The following is a 20,229-nucleotide window of genomic DNA, read 5'->3' as shown; positions in this document are numbered from 1 at the left end:
GGCGGGGGTGGATTTAGCGGCGCAGGCGGCGAACCACGCGGGTTCGCCGCCGCTGGCTCAGGCCAGCGCCGGGGCCGGCAGCACCTTGCCGGCGTGCATGCGCACCAGGTGGTCGGCGAGGTCGAAGTAACGGTCGTCGTGGGAGATGACGATGATGGTCTTGCCCAGGCGTTTGAGGTCGGGCAGCAGCTCGGTGTAGAACACCCGGCGGAAGGCCGGGTCCTGGTCGGCGGCCCATTCGTCGAAGACCAGCACCGGGCGCTCGTCGAGCCAGGCGTTGACCAGCGCCAGGCGCTTGCGCTGGCCGGTGGACAGGTCGGTGGTGGTGAAGGCGCCATCGACGATGCTCACCTTGTGCGCGATCTCCAGGCGTTCCAGGTACTGCGCGGCGTCGCTGGGCAGGGTGCGGCCTTCGTGCATCAGGTCTTCGAAGAGGAAGTAGTCGGCGAAGATGGTGGTGAAGTGCTGGCGGTAGTCGTCCAGGCCCTTGGCGTCGATGGCCACGCCGTTGACGCGGATCTCGCCCTGGCTCGGTGTGTACAGGCCTAGCAGCAGCTTGATCAGCGTGGTCTTGCCCGAACCGTTTTCCCCGGCGATGAACAGCATTTCCCCCGGCGCGATGTCGAGGTTGACCGGCCCCAGGGTGAACGCGTCGCTGCCGGCCACCGCCGGGAAGCTGTACTGCACGTTGCGCAGTTCCAGGCGCTGGAACGGTGCGCGCGGGGTCTCGTCGGCGCTGAGCAGCAGGTGCGGTTCGGGCGAGGAGAACCGCTCGCCCAGGTCAGCGATGCGGCGGAAGGCGATTTGTGCGCGGTTGATGATCGGCAGGTTGCCGATCAGGCTTTCCAGCGGGCCTTTCATGTACAGCAGCACCAGCACGAAACCGCTGATCACCGCCGGGTCGTTGGCCGGCCACAGTGATTGCAGGGTCAGCGCCAGGCCGATGACCACGAAGAACAGCATCGAGCCCAGGCTCTTGGCGATCACGTAGAGGTTGATCGAGCGCACGTGGGTGTCGCGGATGTGGTCGGCGGTGCCCTGGATGTTGCGGGTGAGCATGCTGTGCCGGCGCGGGCGGTGGATGCGCAGTTCCTTGGCGCCCTCGGCCACGGCCTGGTAGTGCTTTTGCAGTTCGTCTTCGGCTTCCCGCGCCGCATTGAAACCGCGCATGCCCTTGCGCTGGGCAATGTACTGCACCACCGAGCCGATGCCGATGGCCACCAGGGTCATGGCGAAGATCGGCAGCGAGAGACTGGCCAGATACCCCAGGCAACCCAGCACCACGGTCAGCGAAATCGCCAGCGGCGCGAAGGAAAAGGCAAAGTCGCTGATGGTGTCGACGTCGTGGGTCAGCACCGGAATCAGCCGGTGGGTGCGGTAGCGTTCGATCTGATCGATCGGCGCCGACAGCACTTTGGCGCCGAGGTCTTTGCGCAGCCGGGCGATGACGTGCTGGCCGACATAGTTGCTGCCGATGTCGGCGAAGATGCTGGTCAGCAGCGCCACCACGCACAGCCCGATGAAGGCCAGCACGACCCCTGTGCCCAGGCCGTTGGCGTTGTGCAGGCTCTGGTTGACCGTCGCCAGCAGGGCGGTCACCGCCAGGCCGCCGATGATGCCCAGCACGATGGAGGAAATCACCAGCAGGCGATACGGCCTGAGCAGGCTCAGGAGTTCGCGGGTGGCGCTGCGCGATGCTGCGGTCATGGGGTACCTCGTTCGCAACGAAAAGTCGGCGCCCAGGTGGCCGACGTGTGTTGGGAAACGAGCGTCGGCACAGGGGATTTAGGCGCTGGGGGCCCTACAGCTCGCGCGCCACACGAAAGCCCAGCCAGTCGCCACGGCGCTCGGTGTGGCGGTAGTTGCGGTTGCCCGAGCGCGAGAAGATCGGCGCTTCGGTCCAGTCGTTGCCGCGGATCATGCGCACCACGCAGTCGCCGGTGGTCCAGGCGCTGCCATCGCTCGGCGCGCCGACGTAGTCGTCGTTCTGGCAGTCGGCGGTCCATTCGTAGACGTTGCCATGGGCGTCGTAGATGCCGAAGGCATTGGGCGCATAGCTGCCGGCCGGGGCGATGTAGCTGAAGCCATCTTCCGGGCCGTAGGTGTTGGCGTGCTTGGCGATGCTGTAGGGCTTGCCCTCATCGCGCGGGAAGGGCTGCGGGCCGGTGGTGCCGCCACGGGCGGCGTATTCTCGCTCGGCCTCGCTGAGCAGGCGGTAGGACTTGCCGGTCTTCTTCGCCAGCCAGGCGGCATACGCCTCCGCTTCGGCGTAGTTCATGCACACCGCCGGGTAGCGCTTGGCGTCGCGGCTTTTGTATTCCTGGGTTTCGCTGTAGCGCGGCACGCCGGCGATGCATTCGCGGCCGGGGCGATCATCGCCGCTGGGCATTTTGTAGCCGGTGTCTTTCAGGTAGGCCTGCCACTCGCCGTTGAGCACCTGAAAACGGCTGACCGCGAACGGCTTGGCGAAGGTCACCGTGTGCAACGGCCCCTCGTCGTCCTCACGGCCCTGTTCGTCTTCCGGCGTGCCCATGGTGAAGCTGCCCGCGGGCAACACCACCATCTCCGGGCAGCCAGGCTTGCAGTCGGTGAACACCTCGCCCGGCTGCGGCTGCGCGGCCAGCGACCAGGAAGAAAAAGCGCACATCAGAAGGCCAAGGGCCGCGCCTGTGAGGGGGCTGCTGAGGGTCGGGTTCATTGATGACTCGGGTCCGGAGGTGAAAGACACGCGCTGGCCGAGAGGAAATGGCTGCGCGGGTTGTCACCGGAGGACGAGGGTCATCGTCGGAAATTTACCGGTTGGATTGGGGCCGCTTCGCGGTCCATCGCGGCTAAAGCCGCTCCTGTAGGAGCGGGTTTACCCGCGAAGCTTTTGAGGCGCGACACCGATCAACCCAGGCCAACCCGCAGCCGAACGCACGATCACAACCCCAACGCCGACAACCCCGGATGATCATCCGGGCGCCGCCCCAGCGGCCATCGGAACTTGCGCTCGGCTTCGGTGATGGGCATGTCATTGATGCAGGCAAAGCGCCGCTGCATCAGGCCATCCTCGCTGAACTCCCAGTTCTCGTTGCCATAGGAACGGAACCAGTTGCCTGAATCGTCATGCCACTCATAGGCATAGCGCACCGCAATACGGTTGTCGGCGAAGGTCCACAGCTCCTTGATCAGCCGGTACTCCAGCTCCTTCTTCCACTTGCGGGTCAGAAATGCCTTGGCCTCCTCGCGATTGCTGACGAACTCCACGCGGTTACGCCATTGCGTGTCGAATGTGTAGGCGAGCGAGACTTTTTCCGGGTCACGGCTGTTCCAGCCATCCTCGGCCAGGCGGACTTTTTGAATCGCGGACTCACGGGTGAACGGCGGCAGCGGCGGGCGGGTGGATGCGGTGGACATGATCGACTCCAGGGCAGTGGGGTGCACGTCATGGACCATAGCAAAGCGTACGGCGTATTGGGCAGTCGGGCTGGCTTGGGAATGTTTGACGCACTGCCGGTACTGTATGTCGCAAAACGTTTCAGCGGCCACATGCACCTGAACCAACGCGCACACCGGGCGATCTTCCCTTAAGCGCACCCCGCGCTCGCCAGGTGGACCGGAGCTTTTCACCCGCTGTCAGTCCCGGACCCGCTGAACCCCAGGTAAGGAGCTACCGTGACCACTACGACCCACCCCGACTACCGCTGCCGACCCGGCCCGCTGCATTCGATTCTGCTCGGCGGCAGCGTGCCGCTGTTTCTTGGCGCGCTGCTGAGCGACATCGCCTACTCCAACAGCTTCCAGATCCAGTGGGCCAACTTCGCCGCCTGGCTGATCGCAGGTGGCCTGTTGTTCGCAGGTCTGGCGCTGCTGTTCGCCCTGGCCAACCTGATTCGCGCCGAGCATAAGGGCGGCCGCCCGCTGGTGTACTTCGCCCTGCTGCTGATCACCTGGGTGATCGGCCTGGTCAACGCCTTCGAACACGCCAAGGACGCCTATGCGGTGATGCCCGCCGGCCTGTGGCTGTCGGTGCTTGTGAGCGTGCTGATCGTCATCACCGCCTGGCTGGGCCTGAGCAATCTGCGTAACGGAGGTGTGCGATGAGAATTCCCTACGCCCTGACCAGCCTGAGCCTGGCCTTGCTCCTGAGCGCCTGCGGCGGCGAAGCCGACAGCGAACTGGCCCGCGGCCCCGATCCGAAGCTGCCATCCCCTGAGCGCGGTCTGCTGCCGAGCATGAAGATCGCCGAGCCGGCCGAGTGGGGCGATAGCAAACCCACCGTGCCCGACGGCTTCAACGTCACCGCCATCGCCACCGACCTGAAAATTCCACGCCAGACCCTGGTGCTGCCCAACGGCGACATCCTCGTTGCCGAAGGCCGCGGCGGCAACGCCGCCAAGCTCAAGCCCAAGGATGTGATCGCCAGCTACATCAAGGCCCAAGGCAACACCAAGGTGAAAGGCGGCAACCGCCTGACCCTACTGCGCGACGCTGACGGCGATGGCAAGTACGAAACCCAGACCGTCTTCGCCGACAACCTCAACGCCCCCTACGGCCTGGCCTTCCACGACGGCAAACTGTACGTTGCCAACCAGGACGCGGTAGTGCGCTTCGACTACCAGGACGGCCAGACCCAAGCCAGCGCCGCGCCGACCAAACTGGTCGACCTGCCGTCTGCGATCAACCACCACTGGACCAAAGCCATGACCATCAGCCCCGATGGTCGCTACCTCTATGTGGGCATTGGCTCGAACAGCAACATCGGCGAACGCGGCATGGAAGTGGAAACCGACCGCGCCATGATCTGGCAGATCGACGCCGAAACCGGCATGCACAAACCCTACGCCACCGGCGTACGCAACCCCACCGCGCTGACCATCCAGCCCGAAACCGGCCAACTCTGGGCCGTGGCCAACGAACGCGACGAACTCGGCCCGGACCTGGTCCCCGACTACCTGACCTCCATCCAGGAAGGCAAATTCTACGGCTGGCCCTACGCCTACTGGGGCCCCAACCCCGACAAGCGCGTGCAGCCGTTCAAGCCCGAGATGGTCGATATCGCGGTGAAACCCGACTACAGCCTCGGCTCCCACGTCGCAGCGCTGGGCGTCGATTTCTCCATCCCGGAAATGGGTGAACAGTTCGCCAACGGCGCTTTCGTCGGCGAACACGGCAGCTGGAACCGCGACAACCCAGTGGGCTACAAGGTGATCTTCGTGCCGTTCGCCAATGGCCAGCCGGCGGGCGAGCCGATGGACTTCGCCACTGGGTTCCGTGGTGAGGATGGCAAGACCCGTGGCCGGCCTGTGGGGGTGACGGTGGATCCGAAGGGGGCGGTGATCATTGCTGATGATTTGGCCAATACGGTGTGGCGGGTGACGCGTAATCAGTAGATGACGCATTCGCTTGCAGTAGCGGACGGTCCGTCGCTGCTGTTAACCGTCAGGGGCCGCAAGGCGGCCCCAATACCCTCAGCCAAATCGATCAACTAATCCCCGTGTATGGCATCAAGGCCGGTTATCCGGCCTCAGTGCTTCCCCTCGTCAAGTTAATCGGGGAGCGCTCCGTTTCCGAAAACCAAGCCACCCAGCCTCAGTTTGAAAAGGGGGCGAGTGACATCTCGCGTTCCGATAGTTGAACCAGAGCGGAACGTGGGCAGGCCTGGGTACAGGATCAATTCGGCTTGGCTACCGTCGCGGCATCTTCGCGTGATACAGGAGCGGCGACATGCACCTTGGCGTCGGACAACGCAATGCAGCGATGCGCGTAGCGGTCGATCTCTTTCAACGTGATGTTTCGGTCGCTGGCGGGACAGATCAACAACGTATCGCCGAAGCGGAACTGACGAAACGCCCTGACGCCGTATAAACCACTCGACCCCTCGTAACTCTCCAATTGCCATGGTGCGCTACTGAAGATTTCCTTCGGATAGTCCTTTTCGCTCAATACATAGCTCAGCTCGGTATTGTCCCTGATCTTGATCAGATTGGCGGCGGAATATACCCACAGGTCCAAGAGTGCCGGCAACAACATGGCATTGACGAAGATGCACCCGAGCAACACCTTTGCGGCCCGGACAGTGCGCGGCATCGCGTCGCCGTTTGCGAGATAAAACACAAGAACTGGCGCCAGATACAGGCACATCATCAACAAGCAAAGACCGATAGCCCCGAGTGCCTCTATGCCGGTCTCTGCACCTCGCCACGTCATGATGGCGAGTTGGGCGGGCATGACCCCCGTCATCGAGGTGAACGCTAGCAGCGTACCCAGCCAGACAACGAGAAATGTGTAGTGAAGCCTGCGATGCCAGGGTTTGCGGGGACCGGGCGGCAGTTCCAGTACGTTGCTGTGCAAGATCGCGTTACGGCGAAGCAGAACGACCAAGGCAAGAATGGCAGCGACCACGACGATGGGGAAGAAATAGACTGGGGCCATGACGTAATCAAAGAGGGCGCCCAGCAGGTTGAGCGAGAGCAGTAAGTAGCCCCCAACTACGATAAGGCCAAAACGGGAGGCGAGGCCCTTTTCCAATTCTCGGTCAACCGCGCATATCGAGATGCTGAACGTAAAGACCAAAGACGGCACCGATACGATCAGCAGCAGCGATGCGAATACCAGCAAACTGAAGAACAACCAGGCGACCAGGTTTGAAGGATTACCCAACGAACTCAGGATCAACTCAGGATGATGAATCACCCAAAGATACTTGGTGAGCAGTGAGATTGAGATGAGCGTTGAAACGACCGGCAGCCACCATTTGACATCGGCAAGGAGCTTGAACAGCGCTTGTCGGGGGCTGCTGGAGGCGGAGGGGTCTGACGATGAAGCGGGCGGGGTGGTCGCGGGGGCAGATCCGGCTGTCATGAGCGTGTGTTTCCTTCCTTGAGTGCGGTTTTCGAGGCCGTCGCTGAGGTGAGCGACTCACGGAGACTATGACCTGGAAAAAGCCACCGCAATCGTTTGCACGGATTGCGAGTGTCTTTGGGAAATGGGCTACAGCCAACCCTAAAATCCAGGGGAATTGGCTGTTCGTCTAACGCCATTGGCCATTCCCACCGCACAGCCACATTGCTACAGTCGCGAACCCAATACAGGAAGTAGCGAGTACACACGTGGCAACGATGTGGATGATCCGAGGTGACGGTGGCCGTCGCTATGACGATTTCAGAGATCGAAACCTCGCCGCCATCGGCTGGCTGCAACTTGCCCCAAAAGCCAAGCCAGGCGTATCCCGCAAAACCCTGATCCAGCTCTACAAAGAACTCCAGCCCGGCGTAAAAGACGGCACCGCCATCTCCGGCGCATCGCAAGTCTTCCGCTTCGTCAACGAAATCGCCGTCGGCGACACCGTCGTCACCTATTCCCCCGCCAACCGCACCTACCTGGTCGGCCGCTTCACCGGTCCCTGCGAGTACCGCGCAGACCTCGCCGACGACGGCATGTCGCTCACACGGTCCGTTGAGTGGTACAGCAACGAAGTCGACCGCGACAGCCTCACCAGCAGCAGCCGAAACAGCCTCGGCTCAACGCTCACCGTCTTCAACGTCGCCGACGAAGCGCGCAAAGAACTCATCGCCCTCGCCACCGGCAAACACCCCGCCACAGCGCCGAAAGAAGTTATCGAAGAACAAGAAGCCCTCGAAGACCCACTCAAAGGTGTCCAGGAAATCGCCTTCGAACGCATCAAAGACCAAATCAACGCCCTCGACTGGTCCGACATGCAAGAACTCGTCGCCGGCATCCTCCGCGCCATGGGCTACAAAACCCTCGTATCCCCCGCAGGCGCCGACCGCGGCAAAGACATCATCGCCTCCCCAGACGGCTTCGGCTTCGAACCCCCACGCATTGTGGTCGAAGTCAAACACCGCGTTGCACGCATGGGCAGCAACGAAATTCGCAGTTTTCTCGGCGGACGGCACAAGGATGATCGGGGGTTGTACGTTAGCACTGGCGGTTTCACCAAAGAGGCGCTGTACGAAGGTGAGCGGGCGAATGTGCATTTGACGATGTGGACGCTGGATGAACTGGCGCGGACGTTGATGGCGCATTATCCGGCGACTGATCCGCAGACTAAGCGGTTGGTGCCGTTGAGTTATTTTTATGTGCCGGCTTAGATGAGCATAGTGTGCTGTGCCGGGGTAAGTTGAATTAGCTCAGTAACACATTGGTTAATTGAGGTAACTCCGGTTTATATTTTAAGCTGGAATACCGATTGGAATACTGCGACACGTATTCCTGGCCTGCCGATAACCAGCTCGGCCGCCCACTATCGGGCGACCCCTGTTCCAAGAAAAGCCACTGAGCTAAAGCACTACGGCGTAACAGGCGTTTCTGGTCTGTCCAGTATCAGCAGAGCAATGAGCGGAAGCAGCGTGCCGAGCGGGTTGGCGCAGTCACGCAGTTTATCTCGGTTGACGCTGCGAAGGGTTAAGTGTCAATACTTCATCAGCCACGGCTGCAGTTCCTGGAGGTTGCTCACCACCAGTTGCTGCGCCTCAGGCAGTATTGCCATGTTGCGGTGGTCGATCTGATACCGCTGCAGCACATACTTCACCAGTGCCCGGCGGCTGGAGACCACCAGTTGTCCCTGCGTCATGCCGAAGTCGGTTTCGATAATTGCCTTCTGCGCCGCGTTCAACCGCCAATCAGGCTCGAAGATGATTGGCATCTCTATATTCCAGTCTTTGTCCTCTTCGCGGGTGTTTGGCGACGCGTCGAGCAAGTCTGGCTGCCCACGCAGGCGGCTGAGGACAAAGTCCCGGTACTGGCCGTTCTTTTCGCAATAGGCCCGCACGTGCCAGCGCATGCCGGTGTAGACCAGTGTGTGCGGGGCTATCAGGCGCACCTCGACGTTGGGGGTGTTGAAGGATACGTATTCGGTTTCCAGACGCAGGCCTTCACGGCAGGCCTTGAGCAAGGGGCGCAGCACCTCGGGCCGAATGGGGCGATCAGGCACCTCCAGCACCCGGGTGTGCGCATAAGCCAGTGCCAGCCCGTCGATGTGCGGGGCGCGCTCATTGTTCTGGTACAGCAGGTGCAGGTAAGCGCTGGCGCTGTTGTCGATGAACAGCGGCTTGAAATGCTTGCTCGGCACATAGCCCTTGAGCTGCTTGTCATATGTCAAGTTTTTGGGCGCATGTTCGGTGATGTACGTATTGATGTCCTTTGACGCCTGCTGGCGGCTGATGCCAAAGCTCTGCATCAGGTGGCCCGTGGTCAGCCGGCCTTCCCACCAGGCAACGGTCTCGATCAAGCGATAGCGAAGTGCCAGGTCCCAACGTACCTGCTCGATGGATTGCTTGCGTTTCATACCCTCTCCATGTGCGCGATTACTTTACCTGTATAAGTCTACATTATGGACGTGTAATTTTGCATTACATATCTTTGACTAGTCTTCGGAAGACATCGAGGGCAGCAAAGGATATGAGCATGACTATGCCGGAAGTGGTTGCGACGGGTGCATTGATAGCGATGGGGACCATCCTGCTGGTGCTGATACAGCAGGGGTTGAGGCTGGGCGAGCTTGGCAAGAAAGTCGAGCATTGCCAGACGGATTTGCGCTGGTTGCAGATCTGGGAGATGGAGAACCGCGAGCTGCGGTCGGCGTTGCGGGCAGAGCGTGAGCATGTTGCGCAGTTGCAGCGCAAGTTAGAGTTGCTGCAGGCGTTGGTACCGATTACGGAGTAATTCTTGGCAACACTCTACAGGAGTAGGCATTCATGCCGATAACACCAAAGCCTTTCACGCTGGTGTGTGAAGACTGCAATTGGAAGAAGACTATCGCCCCGCGTAGCGATGCATTGAGGCCGGGTGAATGGTTTGTTGTCTGCCCGGGGTGCGGTAGCACCGCGTTGAGAACGCGAGCGGCGGGGTGGCTCGAGGCTGCTGCGGAGGATTTTTTGGTGCGACGGAGATTTTAGGTCGAATGCGGCAGAAGTGGATGACGCAGCTGTTGTGAATCATGGCAATATGGCATTGTCGGCGACATGTCGATACGCATTTAGCGTATGCCGCTGCAGTGCGCAGCAGGTTCGCGCGTTCTAGGTGGAGTGACGGAGACGAAAGTTATGGCAAGTATGGAAACGCGATTTGAAGAGCAGTTTGACCATGAAATGGCTCAGGTTAAACGACCGAACCTGATGATTGTCGGCGGCACTGGGGTTGGTAAAAGCAGTCTGATCAATCATATCTTTGGTAAAACGATTGCCAAAGTAGGCACCGGAAAGCCGATCACCCGTGGCTGTGATCGCTATGAGGACCCCAATGTACCGTTAGTCATCTTCGATACTGAAGGCTATGAAGTGACCGAAGGCAAAGCTTCGGTGGGCAACTTTCGGGATAAAATCATCCCTGAGATCAAACAGCGCAAACAGCAAGCGCTGAATGAACAGATCCACCTCATCTGGTACTGCCTGTCGGTCGCCAACCACCGCATTACTGATTTTGACCTGGACAACCTGCGGTTGATCACAGGCGAGCTGGATATTCCGGTGGCTGTGGTCCTTACCCAATGCGATGCTGAGCCAATCGATGATCAGGGTAACGGTGAGACCTCTCACGCATTTCGCAAAGTCCTGCGCGAAAACGGTGTGAACTGCGAGGTGTTCGAGACCTGTGCCAACAATCCCACCCATGATCCAGAGCTTAAACTAGAACTTGAGCAACTGATCACCTGGTCGAGCAGCTCGCTCAAGGATGATGCGCTGCGTCAGTCGTTTGTGGCTGCGCAGATTGCCTCGCTACCCGCCAAGCGTAGCGAAGCCATGACCATCATCATGACTTATAGTGCCACTACCGCTGCCAGTGCCGGCCTCAATCCGGTGCCGATGTCAGATGCGCTGCTCATTGTGCCGCAGCAGATCGCCATGGCCGCCTCCCTGGCCAAGCTCTATGGCTTCGACTCGATGGGCGAAATCGCCGTCAGTATGCTCAAGGGGCAAATCTTGAGTTTGATGGGGCGCCAGCTGGCAGCCAGCCTGACCAAGTTCATCCCGGTGTTGGGGCAGATCATCAACGCTGGTGTGGCGGGGGCAATCACCGGCGGACTGGGGCTGGCCCTGGTCGAGGTGTATGAACGCGCCATCGATGGCTATCTGAAAACTGGCAAGTCGCCGGATTGGACCAAGTTACTTTCCAGTGAACTGTTCATGCAGGCTTTCAATACCGGACTGACCAAGTGGAAGGCCAACAAAGCCTGATGCTTATTGGTGCACGCTGAAGGGCCTGGTGAGTGGCAAGCCGTTGCGCCTTCTCCCAGCCCTTCCTCCTATTACAGATGTTCAAGGTTCCGAAGCGCATGGATCAGTTCGCGATCAATCTCATCGTGTTGGGCAAAAGCGGCGTAGGAAAAAGTAGCTTCTGCAATTATCTGTTCGACAAGCCCGGCCTGTTTGAAACCGGAAGTGGTAAGCCTGTTACCACCTGGGAAAAAAACTTCCAGTCGCACACTTTTGCTCACCAAGGGCACCTGTTGAATGTGTTCGACAGTGTTGGGCTGGAGGCCGACAACTACGGACGTTGGCTAGACCAGTTCGACCGTTTCATGCAGCAGCGGCGAGAACGCCCCATGGAGCCGGAAACTTGGATACATGGCGCTTTCTATGTCATCAACGCCAGCTCGGCACGCCTGGAGCCGGTTGATCTCAACCTGATCAAGCGCATCGGCCAGGATGCTCAAATTCCCCTGCAAGTTATCCTGACCAATGCCGATGTGGCGGGCGATAAAGTCGAGGCCCTGACGCGGGAAATTCACAAGCTGTGCCCGGGTGTATCTGTGACACCGCTGTGTTCGGTGTCGGTGCGCAAGCGCGGCGGCCAGTCGACGCAGGCCTTTGGCCGGGAAGAAGTGCTTTCACTGTACCTGGAGCAATCTCACGCCTTCCTGAGCAAGCGTCTGGCAGCAATGAGCTGCTTGAACTTCAAACGTGTGCTCATGGAAATGCGCAACACTATGGTCAGCAAGATTGAAAAGGCGGATCTGAGCCTGTTCAAAATCGCTGACCTCGATTTGGACAGAGAAATCGAGCTCCCCGACTTTGACGAAGTGTTTTCCGATTTACGAAGCTTCGATGACTACCTCTCATCCTTTGGCTTCGTGGGTGACTGGGGGACCAGCGATGAGCTGGAAAGCGCAGTCACTCGAGTATTCGACGACTTCCAGAGCGAGATGGAAGGGCGTTTCAAAGAGATCGAAGGCGGGTTTGAATCAGACAGTCTGATGCGCAAGGTGGGGGCACTGTTTGAGGCGGCAAAAATAATCCTGACCCTGAAATCGACCTTGATCGGTTGGCTTGATGAAGGCTTTGAACGTGTCGATGCTGAACTCGACCGGTTGTTTGTGAAATATGCGGAGCAAGACAATTTTTTTGCCCGCTGCCTTACCCCGTCCGTAATGGTTGTTAAATCGAAGCTGTTTGGAATTTTCTGACCAGCTTGCTGAGCGTGATGTGTGGATTTGTTGGTCATAACGGTGGGAGTCGTATGATCTAGCTGCGACCGCTTGAATCAAGTGACTGTCGTTTATTAGCAAAGGAATGATGTTGTATGAATCGAATGTTCGTAAGTCCATGGCTATCGGTTTCGCCCAATGGCCCGGTCACTTGTGCTCATCCCCGCGCACATGATTATGTCCATTTGCGCCAAGGCGAAATGGACGGCGCCTGCGGGCCCTATTGTGTGGTGATGACTTTGATCATGCTAGGGGTCATGTCCCGAGAGCAGGCGTGTTCTCTCGATAGAGCTGATGGCCGTACGCGTCTTGGCCGCTTTCGCGAAAACCTGATGGTGTTTGGTGCTCTGGTCTCAGAAGGTACCGACGATTTTGATGTGAGCTGGTTGGTTGATGTATTCAAGCGCGTCGGTGTTCTCACCGATGTTCTTGAAGCCGCACCACGTCGTAAAATCACTATCCGGAACATCGCTGATGCGGTCGACTACCGTAAAATACCAATTGTCGGTGTTGAGTGGGAAGGAGGGCAGACAGGGCACTGGTTGCTTGTAATCGGTTATCAGGGGTACCAGGCTGATGATGACGACGAATTGCAGATCACTCATTTGCTGTGTCTCGATCCCACCAGTGAGGCACCACGGGTGTCCCTCTGGAATGCGGTGATCGAAGTCTTTACCGAAGAGGGGGACGCGGTGAATGAAGGGCGATATTATTGCCGACACTGGGGGCCAAACGAACCGCCAACGGCTTGTCGAATTGATCAAAGTGTACTTGTCGGTCTCGATAAGAAGTGCGAGGCGAATTATTTTTACTGAAAGAATCTCCAGGGCCAGTGTTGAGTACAGGTTCTGACAGTTTTCGTTGTCAGACAAGGCTCATCCCAGAGTTTGCAATTCTGAAAAATCACTTCGTGACGCCCACCCAAGGTCCCGCTTAAGGAATGAAGGCAATGATCAAGAAATCGGTGACGGAGCTCGCGTTCGTCAACAGTAAATCGCCCTTACCCACAGTCGAGGTCGATTCGCAGTCCATCGAGGACGCAGGTTTCAGCATCTATCGCACGGTGATGCAGGTACTCACCCAATTGGCTGAGCAGGACGCATCACTGCGGGCGACTCTCTACATGTACGGTACTGTCAGCGTCAATTTCCGCGAGCCGTGCTGGTCTGAGTTTTTGCTGGTCGCAGGCCCAGAAAAAGTGCTGCGTGCCTTGGGGGCTGGCTTTGAACGTTTACCGGCCGTGAGGTCGCGATTCAGTGATTACGTTCCGTCTTCCGCAGCGCTGCGCACCTTCCATGTCCAGGATGGCTTAGTGTGGGAACAAGAGGATGCCAGCACATGGTACTCCCATGCCCAGACGCTGGCTGACCTGACCGCTGAAGTCGACGAGGCTGAAGAGGCCGACGACGATGGCGAGCTGATCGAGGAGGAGGATGCGGAAGAGATCTGGGATGCCGAGGATCTGGAGGCTTCGGATGATCAGGAAGAAGACTCGACGGTTGTTGTCGGAAACCGGAAGGCGGCTCGCTATCGGGCCGCACGCTCGGATGCGAAAGTGAGCACCATACGGGCAAGGATCGAAGATGTCTTCGGATTACCGGAAGGCTCTGTCGCACTCTGTGGGCCAGACGGCCGCGCGTTGCGAGGAAACGCGCTGATCAGGACGCTGCGTAAACGTTGGGACGAAAATTGAATCGGGAAATTCTACCCGCGAAGCCGAGTTCGCTTGTACGGGTCAGTACTCTGTCTTTCGCAGAATTACTCAATGCAAGCGATTGGCCGTTGGCATTGGACAGCTATCAGCGAGGTTTCGTCTGGGGGCCAGACAAGCTGACGCAACTGGTCAATGACCTAGCAACATATGCAGCACAGGCGGATACCTCCCTGCCTTACTACATGGGTGGTGTACTGCTGCATCGTGATGCAAGCCAGTCGAAGCGGTTCATTATTGATGGTCAGCAGCGCATCACCGCGCTCTCACTGTTGTACCACCGCTCTACCGGCAAGCTGCCAGTGGGGCAGGTACTCAGCTATTCGGGCCAATCCGCGCGACATATTGCTGAGGGATTGCAAGCATTGAAGCAAATGGAGGCGATTGCGCCGCAGATCATCGAAAGGCTGCGGCTGACAGTGATCGAAGTGGACAGCACTGACCTCGCTTTCACCTTCTTCGACACCCAGAACAACCGCGGGGTGCGCTTGGAGGCCACTGACCTGCTCAAGGCCTATCACCTGCGTGCGATCGACTACGCGCAAGGGAAGACTGAACTCAAGGCTGCACTGCAGAGGGACTGTGCAGAGCGCTGGGAGAGGCTGCAACGCCACCCGGCGGTGCTGAGCCCAGGTCAGAACTTCGCCCCTAACTTATTCAATCGTTTTCTCTGGCGTGCGCGGCGTTGGCGCGGATCGCACACGCCTGCGGGGAAGCACGAACCGCTCCTGGCAGAATTCCAGCGCGACACTTGGCCCCACGCCGCCGACAGCCGTAGTCGTATTGACAGCGTGCCGCTCTACGCGACCCGGCACAATCGGCTAGCGTCCTGCATGACGCTGGCGGGAGATGGTGATTATGTGCTGCAGGGTAGCCAGCTGCGAGTCGGGCAAAATCCTGCAAGCCTGCCTATGGCGTTGCGTCAGCCCATCCATGAAGGTGTTGGGTTCTTTCTATACGCAGACAAGTACGCAGCGTTGCTGCAACGGCTAATGAATGATCCTGCTCCTTGTCCGCAGGTCAGTATGTTCCGCTCGATTTACAAACAGCTGCTGCGTAGTAACCAGCAGTACCTGCGCGAGATTTTCATGCTCTGTAGCCTGATGTATGTCGATCGGTTCGACGTTGAACAATTGACCGCCTTTGCCCTGCGCTTGGAGTTTTTGCTGGGCGCGATTCGCCTGGAGAAAAAACAGGTCAAGCAGGAAACCGCGGCCAATTTCTTCAGGCTGGCCGAGCTTAACCTGTTGGATGTGATTGCCCAGAGTTATCACCCGAAGCAGGTGCTGGACTTTCTTCAGCACCGACAACAAGCGGTGGCGTCTTCGTATGCTAACGAAACGGTAGCAACAGGGCAGGGGGTGCAGGGACGATACAAGAGGGCAGTCCTGGATTTCTATCAAGGGCAGTTGCACTCCGAATGCTCGACCCTTGCGGGTAAATCGCAATGGCTCGAAACGTACTTGAAGGCTTGCCAGGAAGATCGCCATGAGTATTGATTCTCGTCTCTTCACCTTGGAACAGCTGGTTAATCAAGACGACGCGGCCTGGTGCTTCAACGTGCCTATCTACCAGCGGCTGTACGTCTGGGGTGATGATCAGATCAAGACATTGCTGACCGATATGGCGAATGCCTTTGATCGGGGCGAAGACCAGTTTTTTCTGGGTGGTGCCCTGCTGGTTGAAAAACCCTCTGAGCAAGATCGCCTTAAGGGGCTGCGCCGCTTCGACCTGATCGATGGACAGCAGCGCTTCACGACGCTTTGGATGCTCAGCACGGTCGCCATATGGAACCAGGTGATGGGTGATTTCAGCAGGGTAGTGCTGAAAGACAGCGTTATTCCACGCTTGCATTTCTCGATCCGCGAGCAGGTGAGCACTTTCCTTGCCAGCATGATGCCTGGCAAGAGTGGAGCAAGCCCAGAGATCCCGGATACTCAAAGCATGAGAGAAGCTCAGCAACTGATGGCTTCTTTCAAGCAGTCCTACAAGCGTGCGGATGGCAAGCCTGTGGATGACGAATACCTCAAGGAGCTGGCTTCCTTCGTTTATCGCAAGGTTTCGCTCGTGCTCACTCAGGTGCCTGAGGGGATGGACTTGAACAAGTTGTTTGAGGTCATCAACAACCGCGGCATCCAGCTTCAGCATCACGAAATTCTCAAGGCTAGGCTACTGCGCGACATCCCCGCCGAAAGCCGTTCCCGTTACGCAGCTTTGTGGAACGCTTGTGCCGACATGAGTGGCTTTGTCGAACGTAATCTCTGCCAGGATACACAGCTGGAGGCTCACCGCTTGGGTGATCTCTATAGCAAAGGGCAGTTGCTTCACGCAGTAGCTGTGCACGGACTGCTGTCGCGAAGAGTCGAGGCTGCACAGGTGGAATCTGCTGAACGGCTGACCTTGGAGAGCATTGTCAACGGCGCAGATCCCAAGTTTGATAATGGATCCGCGACCATCGCGATGGACGAAGGGGAGGCACCATGGGCGCGCAGTATTATTGGCTTCCCTTTGTTCCTTCTGCATGTGCTGCGTATCTGGTTGAAAGAGCAAGGGCAGCCAGATCTGCCCCGCGTGCTGGATCGGCACCTGCTTACCTTGTTTGAGGCCCATTTACTGCAGCCGGCGGAGCCCGCGCAGCGTAACGCGAGGGCACAAGGGTTCATTGACCTGCTCTGGCGTATGCGAGTGCTTTGGGATGAATACGCAATCAAGTGGGTCGATCAGGGGGATGACGAGGTTCATCAAATTTGCCACACCTCGATCTCTGCCAATGATGACAAGCGTTACATCAATCGCAGCCGTGACAATGATCTGAAACAAGGCATGTCGTTACTGCAGAGCATGCTCTACCACTCCCAGGAGATCACCACCCATTATTGGCTGACACCGTTCCTCTATTTCATCCATAAGCATGCGCAAACCGTGCGTGGCGGCGTGGAGGAGGTTGAGCGCTACTACGGCTTCCTGTGCCATTTGGATAACCAATTGCTCGGGGAAGTGACGAGCGATCCCTTGGTAGTGCGCACGCGGGCATTCATGAATGAGCCCTGGCGTACCGCCGCTGCGCTTCAATTCGAGGCAGTGTTGCCCTGCGATTACGGCGTCGACTTTGCTCATTACTGGTTCTACAAGCTGGACTTTGTGCTCTGGCATGAGCAGCATCGTGATCATGAGGCATGGGGCAACTTCCGCTTCACAGCCAAGAACTCGGTGGAACATATTTCGCCGCAGAGTCCACAGGCGACCGATACCAATAAGGTCACCAGCGCCTGGCTGAACCGCTTTGGCAATTTGGCGCTGGTCTCGCGCAGTATCAACTCCGAGTACAGCAACCTGCCATACAACGAAAAGCGCCAGCGATTCCTCAACAAGCGAGCCCTTGAGAAGCGGCCAGACTCTTTGAAAATGGACTTGATATATTCGAATAGCGAATGGGGTGATGCGAAGGCAGAAGCGCATCAAACTGCAATGCTGGAGGCAATGCGACGCCATTATCAAAGGGATTTCTGTAACCGCTAGCGGGTAGCGAAGGCTTGGGATTTCAGCGAATCCCATGCCGTCATTCAGCCGCCTGCTTGTTAAGGCATGGAGCGCCCTCGACAAGCTTTTTCGGTATCCAAAAGTCAGGGGGCCATTAGTGGTTCCCGGCTTTACGACGGTTACGGCTCAGGCTAAGGTGATGGCATAAAGATATTGTTCTCTGGCATTTTTTCAAAGGTTCTGGGGGCGCATTGATGCGCCCATTCCACTCCGAGCTTGTAGTGCCCCAAAACGTGCTTGGCAAGGTGCTGTCGCTGTCCCCAGCGGGGCAGGCGATTGGCGCATCCGTGTGGGCAATGCGGTCTTGCTGAATATCAAAAAAGCTTAATTGAAGGCGGAAGGTATGGATTTTTCGACGTTGTTGCACCTGTGGGGTGCAGCAAGCTCTGAGCAGCTGATCGCACCCAAAATGGTTGTTGGTCTCGTTTTCATTCTTTGCGCTTGGTACTTCGTCCGTTACTTCTGTAGGTCATTCAAGCTTAGTGCCCAGCTGAAACGTTTGACTGTTAGCTTGCAGAACGTGAAAACTCTCGATCCATCTCTCCGGCGTTCTAAGCTGGAGCGACTGTTCAGTGGCAGCAGACTGGAGCATTCCTGGCGCGAGTATGCTGAAACGCTGCACGATCAGTTCGAGCTCAAGGAGGGCGAACAGGTTCTTCTCCGATCACGAGCCACTGCCGGTGCTGCACATTTCTTCTCACCTCAAAGTGTGGTTGATACCCCGCTGGGGACCGAGTTCTACAAGCACCTACCGGGTATTTTGACCGGTATCGGGATCGTCGGAACCTTCTTCGGCTTGATGCTAGGTCTTCAGCACTTTGACCCAAGCACGCCTGAACAGGTTAACGCCAGCGTCGATAAGCTGTTGAAAGACGTGCTGTTCGCTTTCATCGGCTCATTCATTTCAATCATGGCCTCTATCGCCGTCACGCTTACTGAAAAGTGGCGCTTGGGACACTGCTACAAGCTGCTTGAGGCATTCAATGAAACCATCGACGGGCTTTTTGACAGCGGTGTCGGCGAGGAATACCTGGCCGAGCTGGTGCGCTCCAGTGCTGAAAGCTCGGTGCAAACCCGTCAGCTGAAGGACAGCCTCGTTACTGATTTGCGGGAAATGCTACAGAACCTGGTTGATACCCAGGTCCGTGAAAGCCTCAAATTGGCAGATACCTTGTCGACGACCTACCGTGACTCTGGGCAACTGCTAGCCGACCAGGTGAGCGGGGCAATTGAAAATAGCCTCAAGTCGCCGCTTGAAGCCATCGCGGGTGCCGTGCAGGCCGCCAGTGGCGATCAGTCCGGGCAGGTTCAGAACCTGCTCCAGGATGTTCTGGTTGCATTCATGAACAAGCTGGAAGGAACGTTCGGGCAACAGTTCAATGGCCTCCACGAGTTGATGGGCCAGTCGGTTGCCGCCATGCAGTCGATGCAGCAGGGCTTCTCGACGCTGATCCAGGATATGCGCTCGGCTAGCGAGTCCTCGAATCAAAGCAGTTCGACCATGATTGCCCAGCTACTGGCCGATATGCAGGCCGGACAAAACGCCATGCAAGCGGGGATGAACGAGATGCTCGCCAATCTTCAGGCTTCGGTTGCCCGTATCGGCAACGAAGGGGAGGGGGCTGGCGCTCGAATGGCCGAGCAAATGGAGAAGCTGTTTGCTCAAAGCGAGGCTCGCCAACAGGCAATGGCTGAGAATCTCCAGGCTTTTGTCGAGTCGATCAAGCAGAGCATCGGCCAAGGCCAGCAGGAAACCATGGCCAAGATTGCAGGCTCCGTTGAGGTGCTGGGTGAGCAGCTCTCTGCAGTCTTCAAGCAACTGGAACAGGGCCAGCAGCAGATGGATCAATCCACCCGCGCAGCCCAAGCAGACCTGCACCAAGGTACCCGCGACCTGGTGGGTGGCCTCGACGAGCAGGTCAAGGCATTGCTGCAGACGGTTTCCGAGCAACAGAAATCTGCCCAGGACACTGTCAATGCATTGAGCGCCCAGACAGAGCAGCATCTGCACAGCATGCAGCTAGGTGCGGACAAGATGCGGGCGGCGGCTGAGCGATTTGAAACTGCCGGGCAAAGCGTTGTGCGAGCCAGTGAATCGACTGCAGGGTTGATGGGTACAGTCCAGGGCGCAGGGGCTGAACTTGCACAGGCTTCGCGAGAGCTCAATACCGTTGTCGCGGACTACCGGAACAATCGTGAAGCGCTCGCGAAAACGCTCGCTGTCATCGAAGGGGTAGTTGCCAGTGCACAAGGGGAAGCCAGCGGGCGCAGCCAATATCTCCAGGACCTGAAGGTTCAAAGCGAGCGGATGCAGTCGCTCAACCGTGAAGTGTATGAATACCTCGAAAACATCAGTGGTGTGCTGAGTAACGGCTTCAAGGAATTCGGTGAAGGTATGGACCGGGCGTTGAGACAAACCCTGGGCAGCCTTGACACCGAGCTCGATAAAGCAGTCAAAAGCCTCGCCGGCGGTGTGGAAGGGGTCAAGGAAAGTCTCGAAGATTTCGGCGACATCATGGAACGTATCAGGCGGTAACGGAGGCTAGTC

At 58.0% G+C, this 20,229-nt stretch carries 16 protein-coding genes; 11 read left to right on the top strand and 5 right to left on the bottom strand.

Annotated features, from left to right (window positions below; genetic code table 11):
- Window positions 1-57: 57 nt before the first annotated feature.
- The 3 genes from LK03_RS02835 to LK03_RS02825 form a co-directional block, all read right to left on the bottom strand.
- Entirely contained in the window at window positions 58-1,707 is a 1,650-nt protein-coding gene (locus tag LK03_RS02835) for a cyclic peptide export ABC transporter (RefSeq protein WP_038410977.1), read from the bottom strand.
- A gap of 94 nt (window positions 1,708-1,801) precedes the next feature.
- Window positions 1,802-2,698 carry a formylglycine-generating enzyme family protein gene (locus LK03_RS02830; protein ID WP_038410976.1) on the bottom strand — a complete coding sequence of 299 codons (897 nt, stop codon included), beginning with the start codon at window positions 2,696-2,698 and terminating at the stop codon, window positions 1,802-1,804.
- A 224-nt stretch (window positions 2,699-2,922) separates the two neighbouring features.
- On the bottom strand, window positions 2,923-3,399 hold the full coding sequence (locus tag LK03_RS02825; RefSeq protein ID WP_038410975.1) for a DUF1348 family protein: 477 nt from the start codon (window positions 3,397-3,399) through the stop codon (window positions 2,923-2,925).
- Between the two features lie 258 nt (window positions 3,400-3,657).
- Here LK03_RS02825 and LK03_RS02820 point away from each other — a divergent pair, with 258 nt between their 5' ends.
- Window positions 3,658-4,086, top strand: a complete 429-nt coding sequence (locus LK03_RS02820) for a DUF2231 domain-containing protein (protein ID WP_028695086.1) — start codon at window positions 3,658-3,660, stop codon at window positions 4,084-4,086.
- Window positions 4,083-5,375 carry a PQQ-dependent sugar dehydrogenase gene (locus LK03_RS02815; RefSeq protein ID WP_038410974.1) on the top strand — a complete coding sequence of 431 codons (1,293 nt, stop codon included), beginning with the start codon at window positions 4,083-4,085 and terminating at the stop codon, window positions 5,373-5,375. The genes LK03_RS02820 and LK03_RS02815 overlap by 4 nt, the downstream gene beginning before the upstream one ends.
- A 280-nt stretch (window positions 5,376-5,655) precedes the next feature.
- Here the strand turns inward: LK03_RS02815 and LK03_RS02810 are convergent, their stop codons facing one another.
- Window positions 5,656-6,846: a hypothetical protein gene (locus LK03_RS02810; RefSeq protein ID WP_038410973.1), complete on the bottom strand. Its 1,191-nt coding sequence runs from the start codon at window positions 6,844-6,846 to the stop codon at window positions 5,656-5,658.
- A 248-nt stretch (window positions 6,847-7,094) separates the two neighbouring features.
- Between LK03_RS02810 and LK03_RS02805 the strand changes: the two genes are divergently transcribed.
- Complete coding sequence (locus LK03_RS02805; RefSeq protein ID WP_038410972.1) at window positions 7,095-8,096, top strand: restriction endonuclease; 1,002 nt, start codon at window positions 7,095-7,097, stop codon at window positions 8,094-8,096.
- 320 nt (window positions 8,097-8,416) lie between these two features.
- Here LK03_RS02805 and LK03_RS02800 read toward each other — a convergent pair whose 3' ends face one another.
- Window positions 8,417-9,292: a WYL domain-containing protein gene (locus LK03_RS02800; RefSeq protein ID WP_038410971.1), complete on the bottom strand. Its 876-nt coding sequence runs from the start codon at window positions 9,290-9,292 to the stop codon at window positions 8,417-8,419.
- A gap of 119 nt (window positions 9,293-9,411) precedes the next feature.
- Between LK03_RS02800 and LK03_RS02795 the strand changes: the two genes are divergently transcribed.
- The 8 genes from LK03_RS02795 (at window position 9,412) to zorA1 (ending at window position 20,217) form a co-directional block, all read left to right on the top strand.
- Entirely contained in the window at window positions 9,412-9,669 is a 258-nt protein-coding gene (locus tag LK03_RS02795) for a hypothetical protein (RefSeq protein WP_038410970.1), read from the top strand.
- A gap of 380 nt (window positions 9,670-10,049) precedes the next feature.
- Complete coding sequence (locus tag LK03_RS02790; protein WP_167334484.1) at window positions 10,050-11,180, top strand: YcjF family protein; 1,131 nt, start codon at window positions 10,050-10,052, stop codon at window positions 11,178-11,180.
- Between the two features lie 98 nt (window positions 11,181-11,278).
- Window positions 11,279-12,409: a GTPase gene (locus tag LK03_RS02785; RefSeq protein ID WP_038410969.1), complete on the top strand. Its 1,131-nt coding sequence runs from the start codon at window positions 11,279-11,281 to the stop codon at window positions 12,407-12,409.
- Between the two features lie 116 nt (window positions 12,410-12,525).
- On the top strand, window positions 12,526-13,245 hold the full coding sequence (locus tag LK03_RS22135) for a hypothetical protein (protein WP_156109510.1): 720 nt from the start codon (window positions 12,526-12,528) through the stop codon (window positions 13,243-13,245).
- Window positions 13,246-13,379: 134 nt separating this feature from the next.
- Window positions 13,380-14,123 carry a hypothetical protein gene (locus LK03_RS02775; RefSeq protein ID WP_038410967.1) on the top strand — a complete coding sequence of 248 codons (744 nt, stop codon included), beginning with the start codon at window positions 13,380-13,382 and terminating at the stop codon, window positions 14,121-14,123.
- Window positions 14,124-14,218: 95 nt separating this feature from the next.
- Window positions 14,219-15,640, top strand: coding sequence for a DUF262 domain-containing protein (locus LK03_RS02770; protein ID WP_167334483.1), 1,422 nt, complete (start codon window positions 14,219-14,221; stop codon window positions 15,638-15,640).
- Window positions 15,630-17,660: a DUF262 domain-containing protein gene (locus LK03_RS02765; RefSeq protein WP_038410966.1), complete on the top strand. Its 2,031-nt coding sequence runs from the start codon at window positions 15,630-15,632 to the stop codon at window positions 17,658-17,660. The genes LK03_RS02770 and LK03_RS02765 overlap by 11 nt, the downstream gene beginning before the upstream one ends.
- Window positions 17,661-18,024: 364 nt before the next feature.
- Window positions 18,025-20,217: a type I Zorya anti-phage system protein ZorA1 gene (gene zorA1, locus LK03_RS02760; protein WP_038410965.1), complete on the top strand. Its 2,193-nt coding sequence runs from the start codon at window positions 18,025-18,027 to the stop codon at window positions 20,215-20,217.
- Window positions 20,218-20,229 lie beyond the last annotated feature (12 nt).

The organism is Pseudomonas cremoricolorata, assembly GCF_000759535.1.
Classification (GTDB): domain Bacteria; phylum Pseudomonadota; class Gammaproteobacteria; order Pseudomonadales; family Pseudomonadaceae; genus Aquipseudomonas; species Aquipseudomonas cremoricolorata_A.
The sequence above is the reverse complement of the archived record's forward strand: the minus strand, read 5'-3'. Positions and strand labels throughout refer to the sequence as shown.